The 20728-nt window shown below is 37.4% G+C and carries 30 protein-coding genes, 1 pseudogene and 1 riboswitch; of the genes and pseudogenes, 17 read left to right on the plus strand and 14 right to left on the minus strand.

Features of this window, described 5'->3' with window-relative positions; all coding sequences use genetic code 11:
* The first annotated feature begins 41 nt into the window (after positions 1-41).
* From A3M5_RS0104235 to A3M5_RS0104255, 4 genes are all read left to right on the plus strand, one after another.
* Positions 42-2837, plus strand: a complete 2796-nt coding sequence (locus A3M5_RS0104235; RefSeq protein WP_018392521.1) for a response regulator — start codon at positions 42-44, stop codon at positions 2835-2837.
* Positions 2838-3195: 358 nt separating this feature from the next.
* Positions 3196-3630 carry an S-layer homology domain-containing protein gene (locus A3M5_RS0104240; protein ID WP_018392522.1) on the plus strand — a complete coding sequence of 145 codons (435 nt, stop codon included), beginning with the start codon at positions 3196-3198 and terminating at the stop codon, positions 3628-3630.
* A 342-nt stretch (positions 3631-3972) separates the two neighbouring features.
* Positions 3973-6021, plus strand: a complete 2049-nt coding sequence (locus A3M5_RS0104245) for a catalase (RefSeq protein ID WP_018392523.1) — start codon at positions 3973-3975, stop codon at positions 6019-6021.
* A gap of 1049 nt (positions 6022-7070) precedes the next feature.
* Positions 7071-7634 (plus strand): hypothetical protein, encoded by a 564-nt coding sequence (locus tag A3M5_RS0104255; RefSeq protein WP_018392525.1) that lies wholly within the window; start codon positions 7071-7073, stop codon positions 7632-7634.
* A 257-nt stretch (positions 7635-7891) separates the two neighbouring features.
* On the opposite strand, the gene A3M5_RS0104260 is transcribed toward A3M5_RS0104255, so the two are convergent.
* The 3 genes from A3M5_RS0104260 to A3M5_RS0104275 form a co-directional block, all read right to left on the minus strand.
* The gene (locus A3M5_RS0104260) at positions 7892-8452 is read right to left on the minus strand and encodes a hypothetical protein (RefSeq protein ID WP_018392526.1); all 561 of its coding nucleotides are present in this window, start codon (positions 8450-8452) and stop codon (positions 7892-7894) included.
* A 411-nt stretch (positions 8453-8863) separates the two neighbouring features.
* Positions 8864-9046 carry a hypothetical protein gene (locus A3M5_RS0104265; RefSeq protein WP_018392527.1) on the minus strand — a complete coding sequence of 61 codons (183 nt, stop codon included), beginning with the start codon at positions 9044-9046 and terminating at the stop codon, positions 8864-8866.
* Between the two features lie 612 nt (positions 9047-9658).
* On the minus strand, positions 9659-10018 hold the full coding sequence (locus A3M5_RS0104275; protein WP_018392529.1) for a helix-turn-helix domain-containing protein: 360 nt from the start codon (positions 10016-10018) through the stop codon (positions 9659-9661).
* A gap of 72 nt (positions 10019-10090) precedes the next feature.
* On the opposite strand from A3M5_RS0104275, the gene A3M5_RS25695 reads away from it, so the two are divergent.
* The 4 genes from A3M5_RS25695 (at position 10091) to A3M5_RS0104300 (ending at position 11666) form a co-directional block, all read left to right on the plus strand.
* Positions 10091-10264 carry a hypothetical protein gene (locus tag A3M5_RS25695; RefSeq protein ID WP_018392530.1) on the plus strand — a complete coding sequence of 58 codons (174 nt, stop codon included), beginning with the start codon at positions 10091-10093 and terminating at the stop codon, positions 10262-10264.
* 142 nt (positions 10265-10406) lie between these two features.
* Positions 10407-10847 carry a DUF1064 domain-containing protein gene (locus A3M5_RS0104290; RefSeq protein ID WP_018392532.1) on the plus strand — a complete coding sequence of 147 codons (441 nt, stop codon included), beginning with the start codon at positions 10407-10409 and terminating at the stop codon, positions 10845-10847.
* Between the two features lie 12 nt (positions 10848-10859).
* Positions 10860-11357 carry a hypothetical protein gene (locus tag A3M5_RS22200; RefSeq protein WP_018392533.1) on the plus strand — a complete coding sequence of 166 codons (498 nt, stop codon included), beginning with the start codon at positions 10860-10862 and terminating at the stop codon, positions 11355-11357.
* Positions 11358-11369: 12 nt separating this feature from the next.
* The gene (locus tag A3M5_RS0104300; protein ID WP_018392534.1) at positions 11370-11666 is read left to right on the plus strand and encodes a hypothetical protein; all 297 of its coding nucleotides are present in this window, start codon (positions 11370-11372) and stop codon (positions 11664-11666) included.
* Between the two features lie 143 nt (positions 11667-11809).
* Here A3M5_RS0104300 and A3M5_RS24295 read toward each other — a convergent pair whose 3' ends face one another.
* Both A3M5_RS24295 and A3M5_RS24300 read right to left on the minus strand, forming a co-directional pair.
* Complete coding sequence (locus A3M5_RS24295; RefSeq protein ID WP_018392535.1) at positions 11810-11917, minus strand: YjcZ family sporulation protein; 108 nt, start codon at positions 11915-11917, stop codon at positions 11810-11812.
* Positions 11918-12446: 529 nt separating this feature from the next.
* On the minus strand, positions 12447-12617 hold the full coding sequence (locus tag A3M5_RS24300) for an aspartyl-phosphate phosphatase Spo0E family protein (protein ID WP_018392536.1): 171 nt from the start codon (positions 12615-12617) through the stop codon (positions 12447-12449).
* A 207-nt stretch (positions 12618-12824) separates the two neighbouring features.
* Here A3M5_RS24300 and A3M5_RS0104315 point away from each other — a divergent pair, with 207 nt between their 5' ends.
* A complete protein-coding gene (locus tag A3M5_RS0104315) occupies positions 12825-13010 on the plus strand; it encodes a hypothetical protein (protein WP_018392537.1) in 186 nt (61 codons plus the stop codon).
* Positions 13011-13061: 51 nt separating this feature from the next.
* Here the strand turns inward: A3M5_RS0104315 and A3M5_RS0104320 are convergent, their stop codons facing one another.
* Positions 13062-13397 carry a L,D-transpeptidase gene (locus A3M5_RS0104320; protein ID WP_018392538.1) on the minus strand — a complete coding sequence of 112 codons (336 nt, stop codon included), beginning with the start codon at positions 13395-13397 and terminating at the stop codon, positions 13062-13064.
* 744 nt (positions 13398-14141) lie between these two features.
* The gene (locus tag A3M5_RS0104330; protein WP_018392539.1) at positions 14142-14360 is read right to left on the minus strand and encodes a hypothetical protein; all 219 of its coding nucleotides are present in this window, start codon (positions 14358-14360) and stop codon (positions 14142-14144) included.
* 647 nt (positions 14361-15007) lie between these two features.
* On the opposite strand from A3M5_RS0104330, the gene A3M5_RS22205 reads away from it, so the two are divergent.
* The gene (locus A3M5_RS22205; protein WP_018392540.1) at positions 15008-15331 is read left to right on the plus strand and encodes a hypothetical protein; all 324 of its coding nucleotides are present in this window, start codon (positions 15008-15010) and stop codon (positions 15329-15331) included.
* 104 nt (positions 15332-15435) lie between these two features.
* On the opposite strand, the gene A3M5_RS24010 is transcribed toward A3M5_RS22205, so the two are convergent.
* The 6 genes from A3M5_RS24010 to A3M5_RS26550 all read right to left on the minus strand — a co-directional run bounded on the left by A3M5_RS24010 (position 15436) and on the right by A3M5_RS26550 (position 17366).
* Entirely contained in the window at positions 15436-15771 is a 336-nt protein-coding gene (locus tag A3M5_RS24010; RefSeq protein WP_018392541.1) for a DUF4352 domain-containing protein, read from the minus strand.
* A 22-nt stretch (positions 15772-15793) separates the two neighbouring features.
* Positions 15794-15994 carry a hypothetical protein gene (locus A3M5_RS24305; protein WP_155894661.1) on the minus strand — a complete coding sequence of 67 codons (201 nt, stop codon included), beginning with the start codon at positions 15992-15994 and terminating at the stop codon, positions 15794-15796.
* Between the two features lie 11 nt (positions 15995-16005).
* Positions 16006-16146 (minus strand): hypothetical protein, encoded by a 141-nt coding sequence (locus A3M5_RS25140; protein ID WP_018392543.1) that lies wholly within the window; start codon positions 16144-16146, stop codon positions 16006-16008.
* 145 nt (positions 16147-16291) lie between these two features.
* Positions 16292-16897 (minus strand): hypothetical protein, encoded by a 606-nt coding sequence (locus tag A3M5_RS0104360; RefSeq protein ID WP_018392544.1) that lies wholly within the window; start codon positions 16895-16897, stop codon positions 16292-16294.
* A gap of 126 nt (positions 16898-17023) precedes the next feature.
* Entirely contained in the window at positions 17024-17251 is a 228-nt protein-coding gene (locus A3M5_RS0104365; RefSeq protein WP_018392545.1) for a helix-turn-helix domain-containing protein, read from the minus strand.
* Positions 17244-17366 carry a helix-turn-helix domain-containing protein gene (locus tag A3M5_RS26550; protein WP_155894757.1) on the minus strand — a complete coding sequence of 41 codons (123 nt, stop codon included), beginning with the start codon at positions 17364-17366 and terminating at the stop codon, positions 17244-17246. The genes A3M5_RS0104365 and A3M5_RS26550 overlap by 8 nt, the downstream gene beginning before the upstream one ends.
* Here A3M5_RS26550 and A3M5_RS25960 point away from each other — a divergent pair.
* The 7 genes and pseudogenes from A3M5_RS25960 to A3M5_RS25160 all read left to right on the plus strand — a co-directional run.
* Positions 17361-17531, plus strand: a pseudogene (locus A3M5_RS25960) (DUF1064 domain-containing protein); the annotation flags it as partial. The gene A3M5_RS26550 and the pseudogene A3M5_RS25960 overlap by 6 nt on opposite strands.
* Before the next feature lie 35 nt (positions 17532-17566).
* Positions 17567-17722 (plus strand): hypothetical protein, encoded by a 156-nt coding sequence (locus A3M5_RS25150; protein ID WP_018392547.1) that lies wholly within the window; start codon positions 17567-17569, stop codon positions 17720-17722.
* Positions 17723-17726: 4 nt separating this feature from the next.
* Positions 17727-17915 (plus strand): hypothetical protein, encoded by a 189-nt coding sequence (locus tag A3M5_RS25155; protein ID WP_155894663.1) that lies wholly within the window; start codon positions 17727-17729, stop codon positions 17913-17915.
* Between the two features lie 18 nt (positions 17916-17933).
* Positions 17934-18143 (plus strand): hypothetical protein, encoded by a 210-nt coding sequence (locus A3M5_RS0104380; RefSeq protein WP_018392548.1) that lies wholly within the window; start codon positions 17934-17936, stop codon positions 18141-18143.
* 466 nt (positions 18144-18609) lie between these two features.
* A riboswitch (cyclic di-GMP riboswitch) is annotated at positions 18610-18692 on the plus strand.
* A gap of 36 nt (positions 18693-18728) precedes the next feature.
* Complete coding sequence (locus A3M5_RS0104385) at positions 18729-19028, plus strand: hypothetical protein (RefSeq protein WP_018392549.1); 300 nt, start codon at positions 18729-18731, stop codon at positions 19026-19028.
* 394 nt (positions 19029-19422) lie between these two features.
* Entirely contained in the window at positions 19423-19797 is a 375-nt protein-coding gene (locus A3M5_RS26555) for an N-acetylmuramoyl-L-alanine amidase (protein ID WP_082193849.1), read from the plus strand.
* Positions 19737-19928: an S-layer homology domain-containing protein gene (locus tag A3M5_RS25160; RefSeq protein ID WP_018392550.1), complete on the plus strand. Its 192-nt coding sequence runs from the start codon at positions 19737-19739 to the stop codon at positions 19926-19928. The genes A3M5_RS26555 and A3M5_RS25160 overlap by 61 nt, the downstream gene beginning before the upstream one ends.
* A gap of 21 nt (positions 19929-19949) precedes the next feature.
* Here the strand turns inward: A3M5_RS25160 and A3M5_RS0104395 are convergent, their stop codons facing one another.
* Positions 19950-20450: a YhcN/YlaJ family sporulation lipoprotein gene (locus tag A3M5_RS0104395; protein ID WP_018392551.1), complete on the minus strand. Its 501-nt coding sequence runs from the start codon at positions 20448-20450 to the stop codon at positions 19950-19952.
* Between the last annotated feature and the right edge of the window lie 278 nt (positions 20451-20728).

The following is a 20728-nucleotide window of genomic DNA, read 5'->3' on the forward strand; positions in this document are numbered from 1 at the left end:
ATATTTGATAGGAAAATAATAGACTAGAAAAGAGGAGTTATATGACATTTAAAAAGAAACTATTTTTAGCTTTTGGCATTATTTATGGAATCGATGCTCTTATGCATATTTATGTTGGGACAAGGATGGTTAACTTTAATCAAGAGATGGAGAATTTTACTAAAAGCAATGAGGTACTTATGTATGCGAACATCATTCAAGATGGATTGAATGATTACAGCAAAGAATCAAGAGATCTTATTGCGAATCCACCTGAAGACCTTCAAGGTACAATTGAGGTAAATCGGGATCAAGACCTTCAAGATGTGAATCTAGCGATTAATTCCCTAGAAAAGTTGGAGAAAAGCGAAGAATCACAGGAAATAGTGGAGAATTTAAAGGCAACGATGAGAACGTATGCTGAAATAGATAAAGAAATGTCTACTCTCATAAAAGAAGGAAAAAATGAGGAAGCAGCTCAACTGTACTGGTATAAGGCTCGAGAAAGTATGGACAATATGAATGAAGTTGCCTTTCAACTAAAAAATAGGGAGAATAGTATAGCAGCTGAAAATTCCATCGAAATAAATAAAACGTATAATCAAATATTTATAATAGCTAAAGTATATGTGTCTGTCTCTTATTTGCTTGGATTAACAATGTTACTGTTTATTAGGCGAAATGTAACGAGCAGATTGAATAAGGTCAGTTCCGTCATGTCAGAAGTTAATTTTAATAGCTTGAATAAATTACCTCGTATACACCTTAAAACAAAAGATGAGATTGGAAAAATTGCTATTTCATTCAATGAAATGGCGGAAGCTCTTGAAACACATACAAGGCAGGAGAAAGAATTAAAAAATGCGGCAGAGAAACAAAGCTGGTTAAAAACGAAAATTGCTGAAATTGCGACCATGTATCCTGGAATAGATAATGTAGAGACGTTAGCCCACATCTTCATCACAAAAGTTACTCCTATGGTGAGGGGAGCGTATGGCGTCATCTATATAAAGGAGGATACGAGATACAACGGGAGCTTCCAGAAGCTTGCTGCCTATGCAGATCATTATGATAATCAACAAGAGGTTGGTGCTAGCAGCTTCCGTTTAGGAGAAGGAATCGTTGGTCAGTGTGCACTAGAGAATCGCATCATTTCACTCAATCAAGTTCCAGAAGACTATATAAAGATCACTTCTGGCTTAGGTTCAGCCCGACCGTCTAATGTACTCGTTCTTCCAGCAGAATTTCAAGGAGAGGTATTGGCTGTGATTGAATTAGCTTCATTTGAACCGTTTAATGACCTAGAGGAAATGCTGCTGCAAGAGGTCATGAGCAATCTCGGTACGAACATAAAAAGTATTTTAAGACATATGCAAGTAGAAAAGCTGCTTCAAGAATCACAGGCTTTAACGGAAGAATTGCAGAGTCAATCGGAAGAACTTCAATCTCAGCAAGAGGAGTTAAGAAACGTTAATGAACAACTGGAAGAGCAGTATGAACACTCCGAACAGAAGACAAAAGAAGTCGAAAAAGTAAAAGATATTCTGGAAGAAAAGGCACAGCAGTTAACGCTCAGTTCGCAATATAAATCGGAATTCTTGGCTAATATGTCCCACGAGCTGCGAACGCCACTTAATAGCTTGTTAATTCTCGCTCAAATGCTCACGGATAATGTCGATGGAAATCTGACGGATAAACAGGTGAGTTACGCGAAAACCATCTACTCGTCAGGGAATGATTTATTGCATTTAATCAATGATATTTTAGACATCGTGAAAATTGAAGCAGGAAAAACAGAGGTCATATCTAAAGATGTGGAACTGACTAACGTGAAAGAATTTGTGGAGGCGCAATTTACTCCTGTCGCTCGTAAGAAAAATATTCAATTGCATGTTCAGCTCGCTTCTGATTTGCCAGAGGTTATTCATACAGATAAACAGCGACTACAGCAAATATTGAAAAATTTATTATCCAATGCATTTAAATTCACCGAACATGGTGCTGTCACATTAACAATAGAAAAAGCGGAAAAAGGGATGTTTTCAAAAGAGAAAGAGGATGCTTTCACGCATTCAAATATAGAGTTTGTCTTTTCCGTTAAAGATACAGGAATTGGGATTGCAACAGAAAATCAGGACATCATTTTCGACGCGTTTAAACAAGCGGATGGGACAATCAGCCGAAAATATGGTGGAACGGGATTAGGGCTTTCCATTAGCAGAGAACTCGCTCAGTTATTAGGCGGTTTCATTGAAGTCGAAAGCATAGAAGGCTATGGAAGCACCTTTACGTTATATTTGCCTCATTATCAAAACATCGTAAAGGAGGAAGGTCAAAACATAGCAAGGAAGGAAATAGCCCATTCTGAAGCAGAGGCAGCCACAACGCATCTCGAAAATTCAAGCAACGTACCTGTTGTTTCGGCTGAGTATCCATTTCAGACAGAGGATTCTTGGAAACAAATACCTGAAAGGAAAGCGTTGCTAGAAGGTAAGAAAATACTCGTAGTGGATGACGATATGCGTAACGTGTTTGCTTTAACAACAGCGCTTGAAAGCTATCAAGTTGAAGTAATGTTTGCAGAAAACGGAAAAGATGGGATTACCGTTTTGCAAGGAAACCCAGACATCGATCTCGTTATTATGGATATTATGATGCCTGAAATGGATGGATTTGAGACGATTCGAGTAATCCGTCAATTACCTGAATTCCAAAGTCTTCCGATCATTGCCCTTACAGCTAAAGCAATGAAAAATGATCGAAAGGAATGTATTGAGGCAGGGGCATCCGATTATATTAGTAAACCAGTAAATTTAGATCAACTGTTTTCAATCATACGGGTATGGTTATACAGATAGGTGAGAGTTCAGTATGATTTATAGGATTCTGGTGCGAAAAATCTATGATATTGGGACATTATACTACTGCTCTCGAAAAGATGAGGTGCGTGATCAGTATGATGAATGAAAATTTATTGATGAAGACAATCAATTTGGCTACTTTCATTTTGGCCAGCCGAAAGCAACAGATTTAATAGGCACAATGTTCCCGGGGGAAGACTATTTGATTCCAGAAGGGACCGTTATTCATGAATTTGCAATCAGCTCAGGTTCAAGTTCGGAAGAATGGTATAAAAACAAATGCCAATCGACATGTTGAAAGTAGGGGAAGTAAATATTTTCTCTGATTATGGAAAGGTAAAAGGCATTGCGCTTGATGAAGAAACGATGTGGCACAAAAGATGTACGTAAAGATCATTGGGCACGCGGAAACATCACTTGGGCATTTCGGACAGGCTTGATTCAAGGATATCCGGACGGACGCTTCCAGCTGCTTGTATTATTAAAAGAAGCCGATTTTACAGTGATCGCAGCTAAGTATCTCGGCCTTAAGCCAGGCGCAACGTATGGACATCGGACACAACAATACTATGATTTCTTTAAACCGTATAATCTGCCACTGAAAGGATACACGAATGATACCGCGAAAAACGGTACAGTGACACGCGGCCAGTTAGCGCAAGTCATTGCAGCTCGCAAGGAGCCGTTTACGGACCAAAAGCAGCAGTTGGATTTATGTATAAGAACAACCTTTCGTCTGGAACGACTGGTGCTAAAACGTTTGAAGACTATCACTTCTCTTAGCCATTAACCCGCGCTCAAATTTCTGCTTTTTTCCAACGCATGGAAGAGACTGGGATGACGACATTAAAGTAAAAAGCAAACCGCCAAGCTATTTGGCGGTTTTTTACTATGTAAGTAAATGTTGTGGAGGGAGCTTTGAAACTGTAGATTAAGGCTCTGTTAGCGACTAATGTTGATTTTCATGATTTAGTAATTGTCTTGTTTATAGAGAATAATTTTGGAATGGTTGAAATTCTTTTATACATGTGAAGTTAAAAAGAAAGTTGTACCTGAAATAAGCAAGTGAGTGTCATTCTAGAATATTCCCTTAAATATACTCATAAGTTTTATCGATGAGGGAGGGATCTTCATGGATGATAAGCGTAAAGTAAATGAAAATAGTAAAAATGAACAGTTAGAACCATTTCGAGTTGATGATAAGGGAAAAAACCTTACAACGAACCAAGGATTAAAAGTATCAGAAGATGAGTTTTCCTTGAAAGCTGGTGAACGCGGTCCTACATTAATGGAAGATTTTCATTTTCGTGAAAAATTAACTCATTTTGACCATGAACGTATACCGGAACGGGTTGTTCATGCACGTGGTTTTGCTGCACATGGAGTGTTCGAATTATACGAAAACATGAAAGATTATACAAAGGCAAAATTTTTGCAGGATACATCTGTAAAAACACCTGTTTTTGTTCGGTTTTCTACGGTGAATGGAGCACGTGGATCTTCTGATACGGTTCGAGATGCAAGAGGATTTGCAACGAAATTCTATACAGAAGAAGGAAATTACGATTTAGTTGGTAATAATATACCGGTTTTTTTCATTCAAGATGCAATTAAGTTCCCAGATCTTGTTCACTCATTTAAACCAGAGCCTAATAATGATATTCCTCAAGCTTCAACTGCGCATGATACCTTTTGGGACTTTGTAGCGAATAACCAGGAATCTGCACATATGATTATGTGGATTATGTCAGACCGAGCGATTCCAAGAAGCTTCCGTATGATGGAAGGATTTGGCGTGCACACTTTTAGATTAGTGAATGCTCAAGGAAAGGCGCATTTTGTAAAATTTCATTGGAAGCCTCTGCTGGGAGTACACTCACTTGTTTGGGATGAGTCACATAAACTCGCAGGAATTGATCCTGATTTTCATCGTAATGATTTGTGGGGTGCAATTGAAAACGAATTTTACCCTGAGTACGAATTAGGGGTTCAAATTCTTAAAGAAGAAGATGAATTTAAACTTGGCTTCGATATTTTGGATGCAACGAAAATTTGGCCAGAGGAAGTTGTCCCGGTTAAAATTATTGGAAAGATGACATTAAATCGAAATGTAGATAATTTTTTTGCAGAAACAGAGCAAGTTGCTTTCCATCTAGGAAATGTGGTGCCGGGAATTGATTTTACAAATGATCCATTACTACAAGGTCGTTTATTTTCATATTTAGATACACAATTAATCCGATTGGGCGGACCAAACTTTCATGAAATTCCAATAAATAGACCCGTCGTACCTGTCCATAATAATCAAAGGGATGGATATCACCGACAAACCATCAATGTAGGAAAAGTGAGTTATCACCGAAATTCTTTAGCGGGAAATACCCCAGAACCTGCTAGTCCAGCTGAAGGTGGGTATGAATCTTATCAAGAAAAAGTGGAAGGCCGAAAAATTCGTGCCAGAAGTGAAAGCTTTAAGGATCATTTTTCACAAGCAACTCTATTTTGGAATAGTATGAGTCCAACAGAGAAAAAACATATATTTGATGCATTCAGCTTCGAGCTTTCCAAAGTTAAGAGTGATTCCGTAAAACAGCAAGTGGTCGAGATGTTTGCTAACGTGAGCTTAGAATTAGCCAAAGCATTAGCTAGAAACATTGGTGCAAAACCTCCTAAATCAGGAGGTTCAAATATCAAGCAATCCTCACCAGCACTTAGCCAGGAAAATACCATAAAGAGTCCTAAGACACTGACAGTCGCTGTAATTGTTACAGATGGTTTCAACGGTCCAAATTTAAAATATGTGTTGAACCGCTTGACAGCAGAAGGAATCATGCCAAAAATTATCAGTAAAAACATTGGTGTAGTGAAAGGGACAAATGGCGTAAAATTAAAAGCAGAATATACATTTTTAACAGCAAAGTCAGTCCAATTTGATGCAGTTTATCTCGTAAGAGGAAGTAGTGAGAGTCAGAAGTTTAATAAAAATGCAGTTTATTTTATTGATGAAGCATTTTCTCATTATAAGCCAATTGGTGCCAATCTTGAAGTAAAGAACTGGATGGAAACAAACAATTTTGCTGGAAAACTGGGAGTAGTCATAGGGGATGATATGGAACAATTCTCAAATGAATTTATTAATGCGATTTCACAACATCGCTTTTGGAAGAGAAAGGTAATTTAATGAATTTGTAATCTAAGAGTTCATAATAGAGAAATATAGATTGAAAATAGATTAAAGTGATAACTATATGAAAAGTTAAATTTCCTTATTGAATAGGGAATGATACTGTAGAGTAAGAGTGACTTATATAAATAATAAGGACAATTATAATATAGAGATTACAAGTAATACGTTTATATAAATAAATTTGAGGTATCATTTTAAAATAAAACAAGTATCCAGATAAAACTAACTGGGAGCGTTGATCCAAGAAGGATTAACGCTCTTTATGTTGAATTTCTGTACTAACGGAACAGGTTAGCGAAAGAGGTAAAGGTTAGTTTTCCCAAATAGTTGTGCTAACATTTATTTAATTCTTCAAAAGCTGATTGAGAAGAAACATGAAGAAAACGATGATCACCAGAAGCAATGCAGAGAGGTAGACAACAGCCTTACTTTGTTTTTTCATAATTACTCATACCCTGCAACTTTAAATTACTACTTGTATGAAGCCAAAATAAATACACGCCGCAGTGTGCTTATTTATTAAGACCTCGTTTTTTAATGACTTCCCAAATCTGCCGTATATCCTCTAGTAAAGCTGTTCTGGCGCGAGGACGAATTGATTCAGGAGTTAATGTTAGTTGAAAAACTTGAGCAGAATCAAATTCTTTCTAGAGGGTGTGAAAGTGGAACTTTTAACAGAAGAAATGGAGAGTATTAAAGAGAGCTAGAGCAATAAAAGAGCAGTTGCTCAAGCGTAACAAATGAATAAAAGCCGTATCAGTCAGTACACTGGTACGGCTTTTTTACTATGTAAGTAAATGTTGTGGAGGGAGATTTGAAACTGTAGATTAAGGCTCTGTTAGCGACTTTTGATAAATACTTACTCATCAGAAGAATTGCAGAACTTAGACCTCTCAAAAGTAAAGTTACCTCAAGATTGGTTTATAGATTGGTTAAAGCAATTAAACGAAAAATAAAAGGTAACTCCTTCTTCCGCTAAAGGGGAGGTTAGCTGGAGAAGCACGATAAGATATAAATATACAGGGAAAGAGAGTGAAACGAGAATGGAATTCAAATATTGTTTAACCGGATCCGGATGGGCAACTTGCTTTATTGAAGTTAACTCACAAAAGTTTGAATTCACAGCTAGTTACCTCTCTGATTGTTTAGATGATTTCCTGAAAGCGTTAATGTATTTAAATATCCATTGTGTTCCAAAATACGAGTTGAAGAAACAAACGGAGTGTGAATGGGATGGAGAACCAGAGGGAATTGTCTGGTCGTTTGAGCTGAAAGAAAAGTGGATGTTGTCTTTGAAGGTTATGTATTATGAAGACTTAGACGATAAAGAGAATCAAGAATTGTTAATCAAAACAGAGTACCCGTATGATGATTTTTTAAGAAAGGTTGTCATCGAAGTCGATTCTTTAATTAAAAGAAACGGTCTCGTTGTCTACCGCGAAAAATGGAATGAATTTGATTTTCCGTTAAGTGCATTTTTGAAACTAAAACATGCTGTTATTTATCGAAACAAATACCCATCAGCAGGAGTGATGGGAGAACGGGATGAGGAAATGCGAAGTTATTTGAAAAATGAAATGGAGTTATTGCTACAAGAAATCCATTAATCTTTTTATTTAACTAACAGGTGCGTTAGTTAAACAAGGAACAAAAATGATCAAACTTTTTTATAAAGAAGTTAATCCATCGCATTAGATAAGAGCATGTTTTGATAAAATATGCTCTTTCAATTCGTTCTTATATCAAGGTTAATTAGAGTTAATTTGATCAAACTTATTTCAAAGCTACAATAGCTACTGGATTTTTTGCACTAGAACCTTTTTATAAACTCCCTAAAATCCATCCGGCTATGGCTCATTTTTAGTTAGTTTTTATCAAACCTATCCAACAAATCTATAATCGCTAATTCCACCAAATCTTGAAGTGGTAATCTACGTTCTTTTGCGTAATTTTTCAATCGTGCATTTGTTGTTTTGCTTAGATTATAGGCACATCTTTCAATTTCTTCATCAGTAGGAACTTTCGATAACTCATCATAAATTTTATATTTATCAAACAACTCATAATCGTTTTTACGTTCTTCGATCATGTTTTTAAGTTCTTTTATTTCCTCGATGGTGAAATCACTATTATCTTTTGCACTTTTTTGTACATTTGCGTTCTTTTCTAAACTCGCTTTTACATCTTCATTATTTTCACTTCTTGTAGATGTTCTTTTATTTGTTACTGGTACATATTTGTTAACTTCATCTTCTAATACATTCTCATCTCCATTAAACACCCACTCTCTAGATAGTTTATTGTACTCTAAACCTAAATCTTTCAAAGCATTCCGTGACCTTTTTTCAGGTATTTGTACTTCTTTACATAAAGACCTAAAAGTATTTGTATCATTTAACCTTTCTATAAATTCATTAACTTTCATATATTTACCTACACTCCTATGTACTTATTTTTAAAAAAATTTAATATTACGTACTTAATTGTGCATTAAAGAATTATTTTTCACAAAAAAACTTAGTATAAGTATTTATAAAATCCTTGTATAATAAGTTTTATATTAGATGTTATCTAAATAACTTCTGTTTGGGACCGTGCTAATAATGAAGAGGTGTCTCATGATGCGGCTCAGGATCTACTTTATAGGGTTGGATTGGATTAGCCTATGCAAGCAAGCTGCGCCGATTGATGACGTATTACTTTAATTGGAAAAAGAACTGTCTCATTTAGTGGACAGTGCTTTTTTATTTTTTATAAGACTGCACAGAAGTATTCATTTATTTTTCGGATCGCAGTAAGCTGTTAAAGTTTGCGGCAATTTATTCTGTTCAACACCTCATTCAAAATCACTGGATAGTGGCGTACCTAACACTTTTTCTAGTTCTTTAAAGATGCTGTCATCAAAGTCACCGTTACCAAAAACAATATCTTTCACCTTGTCGATTTTAGTTTGTTGTTCATAAACCAATACGGAAGAATCTTCATTATAATCAATCATAATGTCTTCTTCAGTTCCCATGTAAGAGCGGGTTTCTTTACATAGTCCGTCGTGGAGTGCTTGCGCTGGATGGCTAACGGGGACAGGTTAGCTGAAGAAAACAGACAAAAAAGGCCGATTTTTTCGGTCTTTTTTCTTTGGTTAAAAAAAATCAACAATAAAATTTAATAGAGTGATAAGAACTTAGCATTTGAAAATAGAGTGGAGCAAATACTTAGTTCGATTTGTCAAAATCGAATAAAGCGACTGTTCAAATGCTAAAAAGTGCATAGAAAAACGGCTTCATTATACAGCCGTTAATCGTTCCCTTTTTTTCTTTGTTCGTTCATATCGTCAATTTTCTTCTCAATTCTATTGAGTTGATTTCTGCGGTTCTTGTTAGAACGAAAAAATGACACGATTAATATGATAATTAGTGCAAGAAACCCAAGAGAAAATAATTGAAATAACATATCTCCAATATTAAAACTACTCAGAATAAATCCCCCTCAAAATAGCATTTTTTAAGCGTTGTACTATACACTTATAAATATTTATAATCCATCTTGTTAAAAACAACATTCTTTAAGAAAACAGCCTTTAATAAAAGTAAGTACCAGTGTAAGGTCAAAATAAATACACGCCGCAGCGTGTTTATTTATTTTGACCTCGTTTTTTGATGACTTCCCAAATCTGCCGAATTTCCTCCAGCTGATCCTCGGGCGCTTCTTTCATTTCTTTAAAGAAAAGATTAAGGTTTGGATCTTTAATGAACTCCATCATTTCTTTTTCATCAGTGGCCAAATCACTTAAGGGCTTTTCATTACGACCTAAAAGGTAATCCGTAGAAACGTCAAAGAGGTCAGCGAAAACAGTGATTACCTGATCAGTTACCGTTCTTTTTCCGATCTCAATGCGGTTCATTACACTAAAGTTTAAGCCGGCTCTGTTTGCTAGTTCACGTTGGCTCCAGCCTCTTTTTTCTCTTAACTTAATGATTCTTTCGCCAATCACTTGGCAATCACCAACTTTTATATCAGCAATATTATTTTATCACGTTTCTAAGCTGTTAGGGGGCGATGCAGCTTGAATCGTCATGAAGTGTATCGAATATTGAAAGCTCATCATGATCGTACAGGTAAGGTCATGAGCGCGGGTGAGGTTATTAATGCCTGTGGATCGACGGATCCGACAGAGTTGATGTTCGGACGTCGTATGCTTGATAAAGATCTGGACCTGCAGAGAGAGGGAGTCGCTTGACAGTACGTTTTAGACTGGCTGTATTAATGGCTGGATGGAATGGGACGTGTCTGCAAGAAAAAGCAGGCCATTGAAGATGCGGAGTTTGAAAAGATCCAAGTCAAGATGGATGAAGTAATCGATATGCAGGAAACGACAGCTCATGGTGCGTAATTGGAACGCGAAGAAAACATTTGTATACGGGATTCTTTTTGATAGCAAAGCCGAAGCCGATTTCTACATGCGCCTTCTAGCAGATCCAGATGTCGAAAAGGTAGAAGTGCAACCAATGTTTGAAATCATACCGATATATAGAGTTATATGCCGCCGCTGTAATGGATCAGGTAGGCTGCCAAGCTCGAAAAAAGGACGGGCTATCAATTGTACCCTTTGCTCGGGAAAAGGTGAGAAAATGAAGATAGGGGCCAAATATAAGGCTGATTTTAAAGTCTATTACAAGGATGGTCGGACAGAAATTGTGGATGTAAAAGGCGGACCTGCTTCGAGGGATTTTTCATTGCGGCGAAAGTTGCTTGAAAAGACGATCGGGCAGGAAGTGACGGTCATAGAATACAACAAAGGCAAATGGAACAGAAAGCGATAAGAGGTGATGGCCATGTTGCAAGGGACGTGCATTGATCCAGATATTTTAGCGACAGGAGAAACGATTTACTTATTTCCTGCAGGTACGGATTATGTGTACGTGTCGAGGTTTCCACATAAGAGCGCACACACCGGCTGTTTTCCAATCGATAAAGAAGAAGTTGAAGCGTCTGAGTGGCCGCCAGAACCGCCAAAACGAGCGGTAGAAATTGAACTAAACGAGGTGTATACTGCAAAGCTCATATGGTGTTGGGAAGCATCTAAAGATCGGTGTGGTAAAGAATATTATGTCATTGCCCGAGGATCAGGTACCCATGTAGATTACTATCCTAGTCCGGAACTAAAAGGACTATTTGGCAGCATGCCAGTGCATTGGTTTGAGAATTTCCGACTCGCTGAAAATTTACTGGCTATCGAATCGGGGAAAATCGTAACGAAACAGATTCCAGAAGTAGCAATATTCGTTGAAGAAGAATCATCGCAGTTTATCGAACAGCTCAGCTTATTTTAAGAGAGGAATGGCATGATGAACATTGGCGATTGGGTTTTAGCAGCGTCTGGTCGGGATAGGTACATCAGCTATATTGATCATTTTTCGGAGGATACTATCGCCGCGTACGTAATAAAAGTGGCCAGAGTAATAGACGGGGAGCCGGAATCGATGGAACCCACCCTGGCTATCGTCTCACTAAGATCGATATCTGTAATGAATAATACGCTCGAAAAAGAAGACTATCAGGCAATGATCGATTTAGCAATCATGACTGCAGATAAGGAATGGTTCTTTGAGTTAAGAGAAAGGATCATGGCCGATGCGTAAAACGTTCACAAATATTGAATGAAAAAAAGCGGCTGTATTTACTATATACAGTCGCACAATATTGTATTGGTGGCTACAGCAGGGGGAGGAGGCAAAAGCTAGATTAATTCAAAAGGGTCTTACGGATAATGGGTTTCTTCCTATCAGTATCCGCCACCCATGTATGATACTCCAATGATGATTAACAGAATGAACAAGACAACAAATAGCGCAAAGCCAGAGCCGTATCCACCAGATTTTTCACAACTCATAATTATCACCTCTTTTTAAATGTAGTACGAAAAAATACAATCGAGTCTTGTATGAATGCTCCTATAAAAATAAAAAAGTGTTATCTGCAGCGAGGACGAGGACAATAATTCGTTGGGTAACCAGGGTCCACAACAACATTTCTTTTCACGGTCGATCGTTACCGCGGTTATGACGAATACGAATGAATCAAACAACAAAGAAAGGCAGCTGGATATAGTTGGTATGGTAATAGTCTTTTTTGTGGAATGTTTAAGAATTGGTGAGGGAAACAGGTATATTTTTCAATAAAAAAATAGCCAGGTCGCCCCGGCTATACTAACGGAAAAATAAAGGGTTTGGAGTGTGACGGTAAACCGTCGTATAAAAACAGTATGCCCATATCAGAAAAGTTTATACAAAAAAACCGAGGAAAGTCCCCGGCTACAAATATTGGAAGGTCCTTATTTATGAGAATTACTCACACAATAAAAGTTTAACCATTCCAAAGAAATATATACAAAAAACTCAAATTTCTCTTGGTTAAAATTTTTAAAATCTGCTTTGTAATTGAAATTGGATAATTAACTTGTCTAGTTGTTCACTATATTTAAGGGTTTCGATATCTGAAAATCCCTTTTTTAAACCAGTGGCTATCAGCAACTTACGCATATCATTGATTTGAGCGGATAAGTCTTCCAGACTTAATTGATTAGATAACATTGCATTTCCCCTGTACGCGTTTGTTTACTAAACACAATAGGAACCATCATAAAATAATTTCGAGAGAATTACCATATATTCGACAAAATATCTAGAAATATTACATTCTTTTGTTGAGTTAAAGAAAATATAAAAAGCCAGGACTCTGCCCAGCCGTTAGAATATTACTCACAATTCTATTCTAACAGACTGGGGGCGTCCTGTGGTATGAAGATTGACCATGAAAAAATGACAGCTGAAATTAATTTGATGGAGAATGCCACTTATTACGTAGTCGATGGAGTACCTAAGAAAGTGGATGATCTGCCGACGGGTTTTGGTTCACAAACTATTGCCTGGCAGCACGGGAAGCCCATTGGATTCGACATACATTACACGAGTAGAAAAAGATGAATGATCAACAGTAGATCGAAATTATGTAGTAAGGGAGGAAGATTAATAGAGTCATTTATGAATAAAAACTCTAGTGCCAATTGAAACTTTAGATGATAATTCTAGAACATCATGATTAAACATTCTAATACATCCATGTGAGACATACTTACCGATTGAAGCTGGGTTATTTGTTCCGTGTATACCGTAATGAGGTTTTGACAACCCCATCCAAAGCACTCCAAATGGTCCGCCAGGATTAGGTTGTTTATTGATAATCGTGTATGTCCCGGAAGGTGTTGGTGACAATATTTTACCAACTGCAATTGGGTAAGCTTTTATAACCTTATTTCCATCAAAAAGTTTTAATTGATGTTGTGATGTTGATACGTCAATCCATTTTGCCATGAAGATCAACTCCATTTTTTAAATTATTGTATGAAGTAACTCAGGCATTTGTTAATTAACAGGCATTGATTGAACAGTTCGACAATATCGCAACATAAAAAGCCGGGTTTTCACCCCGACTTTGAAAAACCGGACATTAACATGGAGAAATGTTCCGGTTAATAAAATTATTTCCATTTTATTTAAAGTTAAATCAAAAAACCGAGGGAAGCCAAAACCCTCGGCCAGTAGAGGTAGGTGACGTTGGCGCAAGCAAGAGTGAACGCTCATGCAACAATACTTTAACCACTTCTGAGAAATTTATGTATGGCAGCCGAAGTTATATCCAGCTTGATCAAAAGAGCAGCTATTCTAAGGGGAGAATAGTTGCTCGAAAAGAAAGGTATATGGCTTTTAAATAGGAGGGAGAAAGAACTCCTATTTGTTTTCAGTATACGCAGCAACGATTCAAACGGTGAAGATGTAATCTGCTAGATGAACAGTACGATCAAAATGCATAAAAAAGGCCGGGGGATCCGGGCCCCTCGGCCGGAGAGAGTGGGGAAACATCATATGCAAGAATGAACTCTCATCCAATAAAAGTTTAACCATCCAAGAGAAATTTATGTGCGGTAACCAATATATAAACAGAGGAAGGGATGACCAGTTAGGTATCCCGTTCCAAAGCAAGACTATTCAATTGTAGGAAGGGTAATACCCTTGTTTACATTATGGACGAATCAAGTTTGATTTATACATGGATAGTTAATTTACCAATCTTTCGATCACAATGGCTGCTTCATCTACATTTTCATATTGTTCAATAGATTGAGTTTGAAGCATTGTTACTTCAATTGTAGAAGTGTCTTTTAAGCAACAAACAGATGCTATAGATTGTCCGTCTCTTTCAAAGGTATGAGTGATGTCGATCGTATTGTAAGAACATAACGTTCCTAACAGATCTTTTAGACTTTCTAAAGACATTTTCAACCCTCCTCTTTAGCCGATGGCATTAGTGTAGTGGATTTTATACTCCATCTATAATGCGCATGAAGTTAGAGCGATATCGCATAGATCCATAATTTGAAGTTCGACGATATATAGCAGAAAACCTCTGCAAAGAGGAAATTTTGGAACAGGTAAAAACCAGCCAGGACAAAGACTGGCTGGAAAAAGCCCATTACCATAAAAGTCGAACATCTAATTATGAAGAAGTTTACCCTCTACATGGAATTTTATACAAAAAGCTGAGGAAGACCTAAGCAAAAGCAGATTGGAGGAAGGGGATCCTACCTGTTTTCAGAATATGTAGCAACGATTCAAAGGGTGAAGATGTAAGTAGTTAAATGAAAAGAACGATTAAAAAAGCCAGGTTGCCCCGACTTTAAAAACCGGAAATTAACGCAGCAAAATGTTTCGTATAATAACAGTATTTCCAATTAATTAAAGTTTATACAAAAATAAACAAAATGTATCCAGTTAATACAAAATGGAAAAAAGTCGCTATGAATGGTTATATGTTAATCGCTGTTGTCGCAAGTTTAATCACCAACTTAGTCACTTTTTTTTATAATACTTGCACCAATATAGACGCAATGAGTAGACCTATAAAGTGAAGGGGTGAAAGTGGAATGGCCGAAAAGAAAATCTATTTAGCGAATGGCGCTTTATTAATTAGAACAGAAGATGGCATTTACTTTTTGCAACGAGAGGAAAATGGTACGCCTATCCCCATTGAGGAAGAACAAGGCGAGCATCTACTATTTGAAACCGTGGAACAACTAACAACTGTTATTGAAGCAATATACGAAACGAGCAGTATTAACAGTAATCTTATTGTTGCTTATGAGGAAGCACTGCGAGAAATAAACGACTCTGAACCTTTGTTAAATGAAAATTACTTGTTACAACTGTATAACTTAAAAGAAATTGCAAGAAAGGCACTGGAAGGTTAGTCAACAGTATTATATAAACAACTAAATAACCAACGTCCCAACGGAAAAACCGACGGACATCAAACTTTAGAGTAGGTTTACATCTACTTTAGAGCTTGGTGTCCTTATTTCAAGTTGATGATGCCTGTTTCCGTTCCCCAAAATCCCGTTTGTACTTGAAGTTGTGGGTTAGGTAGATCAGCAGGAACGTCAAACACCACATAGCCTTCTAATGCTACGCCAGGATTGACGCTTTCTAAAAAGAATCCGGTGTCGTCATTTGCATAAATGGCAGCCGATCCGTCAGCTTTATACGTTTTACCGCCCGATAACAATTTGAAGAAATTAGAATCGACTGTGATAGCTTCGTCGCCTTCGTTCGTGACGTTCACTTTTATGAGCGTGAATTGACTTTTCGCATTACCGCCATATTCACCACCTAAGTTTGTAGCAGTAGACACTTCCTTTGCGATAAAGGTTACATCAGCGACTTTGAGCGGCTGCTTCTTGTTCAGTCTTAGCTTTGGCTGCTGCTTCTTTTTCCTTTTTTTTAGCAGCTACTTGTTCAGCTTTAATCTTTTCGTCAGCGGCAGCTTTCTCAACTTTTTCAGAGTTGACAGGTTTCGCTGCTTCCTTCTCGGAAGTTTCTTCTGATTTTTGCTCAGACGCTGTTTCTTCCGACACCGGCATTATTGCTATGTCGCTAATCCACCACCGGCGATAAATGCAGCTGGTTTCAACGACCGCTTTTTGATTGCGCGGACAATCAATAAGACGATCCCAACACCGATAGCGAGAAAACCGAGTAAAGCCAAAAGTAGGGCGGTAATATCCATTATTTATCATCCTTTACGTATTTATTATCTAAACGATACAGGACAAAAGTTTGGCATACAAGATAAATTTCGACAAATAAGGGAAAAAGCGCAAAGAAAAAAGCCGTCATTGGCTCGGCTTTCTCATACATAAAGGTGGTGGTGCTTATTGAAAATCAACATGAATGTCGAACGATTCGCCAATCTCATTATTGTTTTCATCATGAGGTGGATCAATCAAAACCCGTATCCATTCAATATCTTCGGGCTGTGAGTTTTGCAAAACATATACATATGATCCTGTATGATTCACTTTTCCGTAAAAATCACCAGATATCATATTCGACAACGTGATGTCCGGATCAAGTTGCTCGCCCGTATTCGTTACGATTTTGACAAAACTGAGCCAAAGATTGTCTGTCGCTTCGGTTGAATGCGCTATATCCATTTCCACTTGGACGAATTGCAAGTTATTTGTTCCGTAATAAGTAGCGGCTTCGCCTGCCAGTTTACCGGATACAGTTGATACGAGTGGGAGTGAAACAGTGAATGGGCCGGACGTGACAGGATCAACGCTCATGCTCTTTTTAATCTGTGTGAACGTACCTGTTTCGTTCAAGATTGTTTTGTTTTCACTGCTGGTTTTCGTTGCAGCTGGTTCTTCTTTTGTTTCTACCGCAGTTTCTTTTTCAGGTGTAGCTTCTTCGCTACATGCTGCCAAAACAAAGCTTAAAAGCAAAAAAAGTAAAGATAGGCCTAATTTGTTTTTCATATGAAAGTCCTCCCTTTTATTAAAGGATACAGAACGAAAGTTCCTATTTAAATCTGGAATTATACAAATTAGTAAATATATAAAATTGCATAAAGGCGGTGGTGCTTATTGGTTGTTTTCTTCTTCTTAACAAAGTAAATCACCGATTTTGATATTAAAGAGTCGGCAAAGCTTAAAGATTGTTTCAAAAGCAATCGTTGTGGACGTTTCATTAAGTAGCTTTGAAATTGTTGTGCGGCTTAACCCAGTAGCATCATGAACATCTTTGATAGACATTTTATGTTGTTCCATTAATATGCGCAGGTTGCTTTTAATACGCCCAACACGCAGGTCCGGGTATTGGTGATTATTCACTAGCGTTTTCTTCTTTTTCAACAAGCTTAATTAGATCGCCGATTTCACATTCGAAGAATTTGCACAGTACGTAGGTAGTATTGGCATCGATACGCTTTGTTTCATTCTCCGATATTTATTACAGGATAAGTTTAAAAAGGGCGGCACAACACAACGGAAAATTGAATACATCGCTGATTTTGAAGTATTGCATCATGACGGGCATATTGAAGTGATCGACATAAAAGGTGTGTCAACACCTGTATTTGCACTCAAAAGAAAGCTGTTTGAAGCGAAATATCCGCAATCATCTGTCTGTGGTGGCTTATTCGCAGATTGATTGATGGAGGGTGGATCGAGCTAGACCAGCTGGTGAGGAATCGGACGAAAAGGAAGAAAGAGAAGGAAGCGATCAATAACGAACTACCTGTCGGTGCAGCTAAAGCAATAGCGACGCATAACAACATATTGAAATCAAGTAAGAGTGTATAAAGGTTTGAGTGCGTACGGTATGGATACTGTGCAGCAGGACAGCAATACTTATGCCTATCAATTTATCCAAGCGCGGTCAGCGATAGCGGAAATGAGTCTGCCTGTTTCTGTGCCATCTGCTGTTTCAAGCAATACAAATACCACACATGGGCAATTAAACGGATTACGAGATAGCTTAAATTCATTGATTTAAAAAGGAGGAAACAACATTATGAACCTTTCAATCACTTTAAATGACGGGAGCTCCATTTCGGCCACAATTCCAGACTTTTCAGCTTCAGCTTTTGCGTCGAATCTGAACGAACCAAAACTCATGGCCATTGCCATTGGTAGCATTGTTTTAAATAAAAACATTATCGTCTCAATCACGCCGTCTGAAATTGATCCGAATGCGAACGTGGCGATTTATCTCAGTAACTGACCAGAAATGAAAGAAACCGTCGAGAATTACAAAGCTACTGACTATTCATCTCAAATCAATGACCAGCGCCTTTCCGTCGTTGTTATTGGTGACAGCATTGTTAATAAAAATATGATCAAGATGATTACGCCTATTGCACAGCCTGCGTAATAAATAGAAGGTTATTCAAAGAAAGGTCGTGTGACTAGGAAATATAAGGATGAGTAGTATGTATTAATAAATATTCATGAAGAAGAGAAAATAATTGAGGAAATTCGGAAGAAGCGCCCATATCGAGTGCTTTTTTTATTGATAGTTTTATATGTTAAATACTAGAAAATTTACAATTATAAATACAGTACCCATGATCATACTACTATTTAAAAACAATTATTAAGCTAAATTCTACAAAGATCGACAAATTTCAATAAAATTTAGCTTATATTTTTATGTGAATTGTCGTATGATAAAAGAAATAAATTGAAATTGTACGAAAGGGCAAAACTACTGAAAAGTGGGGACGCAAAACTACAGGGGCTAAAGTAGACGCCAAGCCAGCCAGTTGCCGAATACGGGCCTCCGTACGATTTAGATGGGGGAAACAAAATGAATAAAAGAAATATGAGAAAAAACGCTCGGAGAATTTATATAGGCTATTTAACTTCAAAACAGAGCAAAGCAATTGAATGGTACGAGCAAAAAAGAAAAGAAAGTAAACTAAAGGTATCAAAACTTGTTTTAGACACGATCAGTGGTTGGCATAGACATAGATATCTGAAATATGAGTATTTAGAGCGGGGATGTATTAATATACTAATCAGAAAAGAGTTCAGAGAAAAGAAATTATATCATTACAAAAAATATGCTGAATTATCCTTAAGCTATGAAGAGCAGGTAAAAGCGTAAGTTGAAAAAGTTTAGTACAGACATTAATCGTTAATCAACAGTAGTATTTATTTCTCTTTAGAAATGGATATAAATGCTGATAAATCAACGTTTACAGATATGGAATCCTTGAGGAACAAATAGTGGATTAACGAAAAATAAATAGCAACACAACGAGCGTCCATTCGGGCGCTCTTTTTATATAGATTTTCATAAAGGAGAGTAAGGAGACACACCATTGGAATTAACTCAACTACCACCAGAGTTATGAGCGCAGGGAGTATTTTGTACCCTTTTTTGTATGGCTTTTGAGATTTCAGATGACGGAATCAAAAGAGCGGGAGAATAAGCTTATGGCTCAGATTGATAAACAAAATGAAACGCAGGATAAGATTGTCTCGTCTCAGGCGCAAAGATATTTGTTTCGATCCACCTAAATGCAGGTGGGGGAACGGGTTATGAAACACTTGTATACTCCCAAAATAAAGAAGCCAGTATCATTCACGCCGAAATTAGAAAGGTTCTGGATAAGTACAACGTAAAAGATCGAGGAATTAAAAATCGACCAGATTTAGCAGTGTTAAAAGGAACGAAGGCGACGGCTTTGCTGCTTGAAATGGCTTTTATTGATAATAAGGCTGATATGGATCTGCTTAATAATCAGACATACTTAGCACAGTTGTGTCAGGTTCGAGCCAAGCTATATCAAGCGAAAAGGAGGATACAGAAGTGGAATATAAAAAAGACGCAGCACCTTCACCACGGTTTGAAGAAGCAAAACAATGGGTGAAAGAAAACGGCATTAGCGATGGAACATATCCGCAACGTCCGGTTACACGAGAAGAAGTGTGGTCGATGTTGCATCGTATGAGAAGCAAAATAGCAAATAGCCCCGGTTTCGACCGGGGGTGTTATTTATGAAACAATTGATAAGGTTTGTAGTCAGGCATTCGGAAATACTCTGCGAACAGCATCACTAAATTCATCGAAGAACCCTTCAACTGGTTCACCGCCCCTTATCCGATCAGCATAATCCTTCATTTGAGTGCTGAAATCTGGATCTTCGGAAACATACACTTTTTCAACAGAAGTATCCGCTTCTTTTACTTTTTCTTCAATTTTATTTTTCAGATCGTCATTTACTTTCGTGCCGTTTTTTAAATCAACGGCTGCATAAGCCTTATGATCTGTTACAAGTACTGTTGCACCATTTACTTCGTCTAATTCTTCAACACGGTCAGCAGTCTTTTCTGACACATCCAAATTGGCATTAGTGGTTTGATCAGTATTATCCATGCCATTGTCTGCTTTTTGATCATCATGCACAACATTTTCGACCGAATCGTTTTTGGCATTATCCGTAGCATTATCACGGTTATTCATACAAGCCCCGAGTGAAAACATGGTCATGCAGGCTGTCATATAAATCAATATTTTTTTCATTGAAAGTCCTCCCTTATAAATGTTAATAAAGGATAGGCTCTCCAATGGATTAATTTATATTCAGTAAGGGTAATAAAAAGCAGTCATTGAATAAACAAATGACTGTTCCAATGTGAAAGGGGTAAGGAATAGTCTCCCCTGTCGGGCTGAGGACATACAGCAATACATTTGCTAAATTGGGATCAGCGAAGAATTAGAATAAACACAAGCATGCCCCGGTTACGGTTACGCTTTTTGCGGTAGGGGCTTTTTTTGAAAAATAAGTTTAAAACATAAGG

The sequence above is a fragment of the Bacillus sp. 37MA genome (assembly GCF_000372765.1).
GTDB lineage: Bacteria > Bacillota > Bacilli > Bacillales > Domibacillaceae > Domibacillus > Domibacillus aminovorans.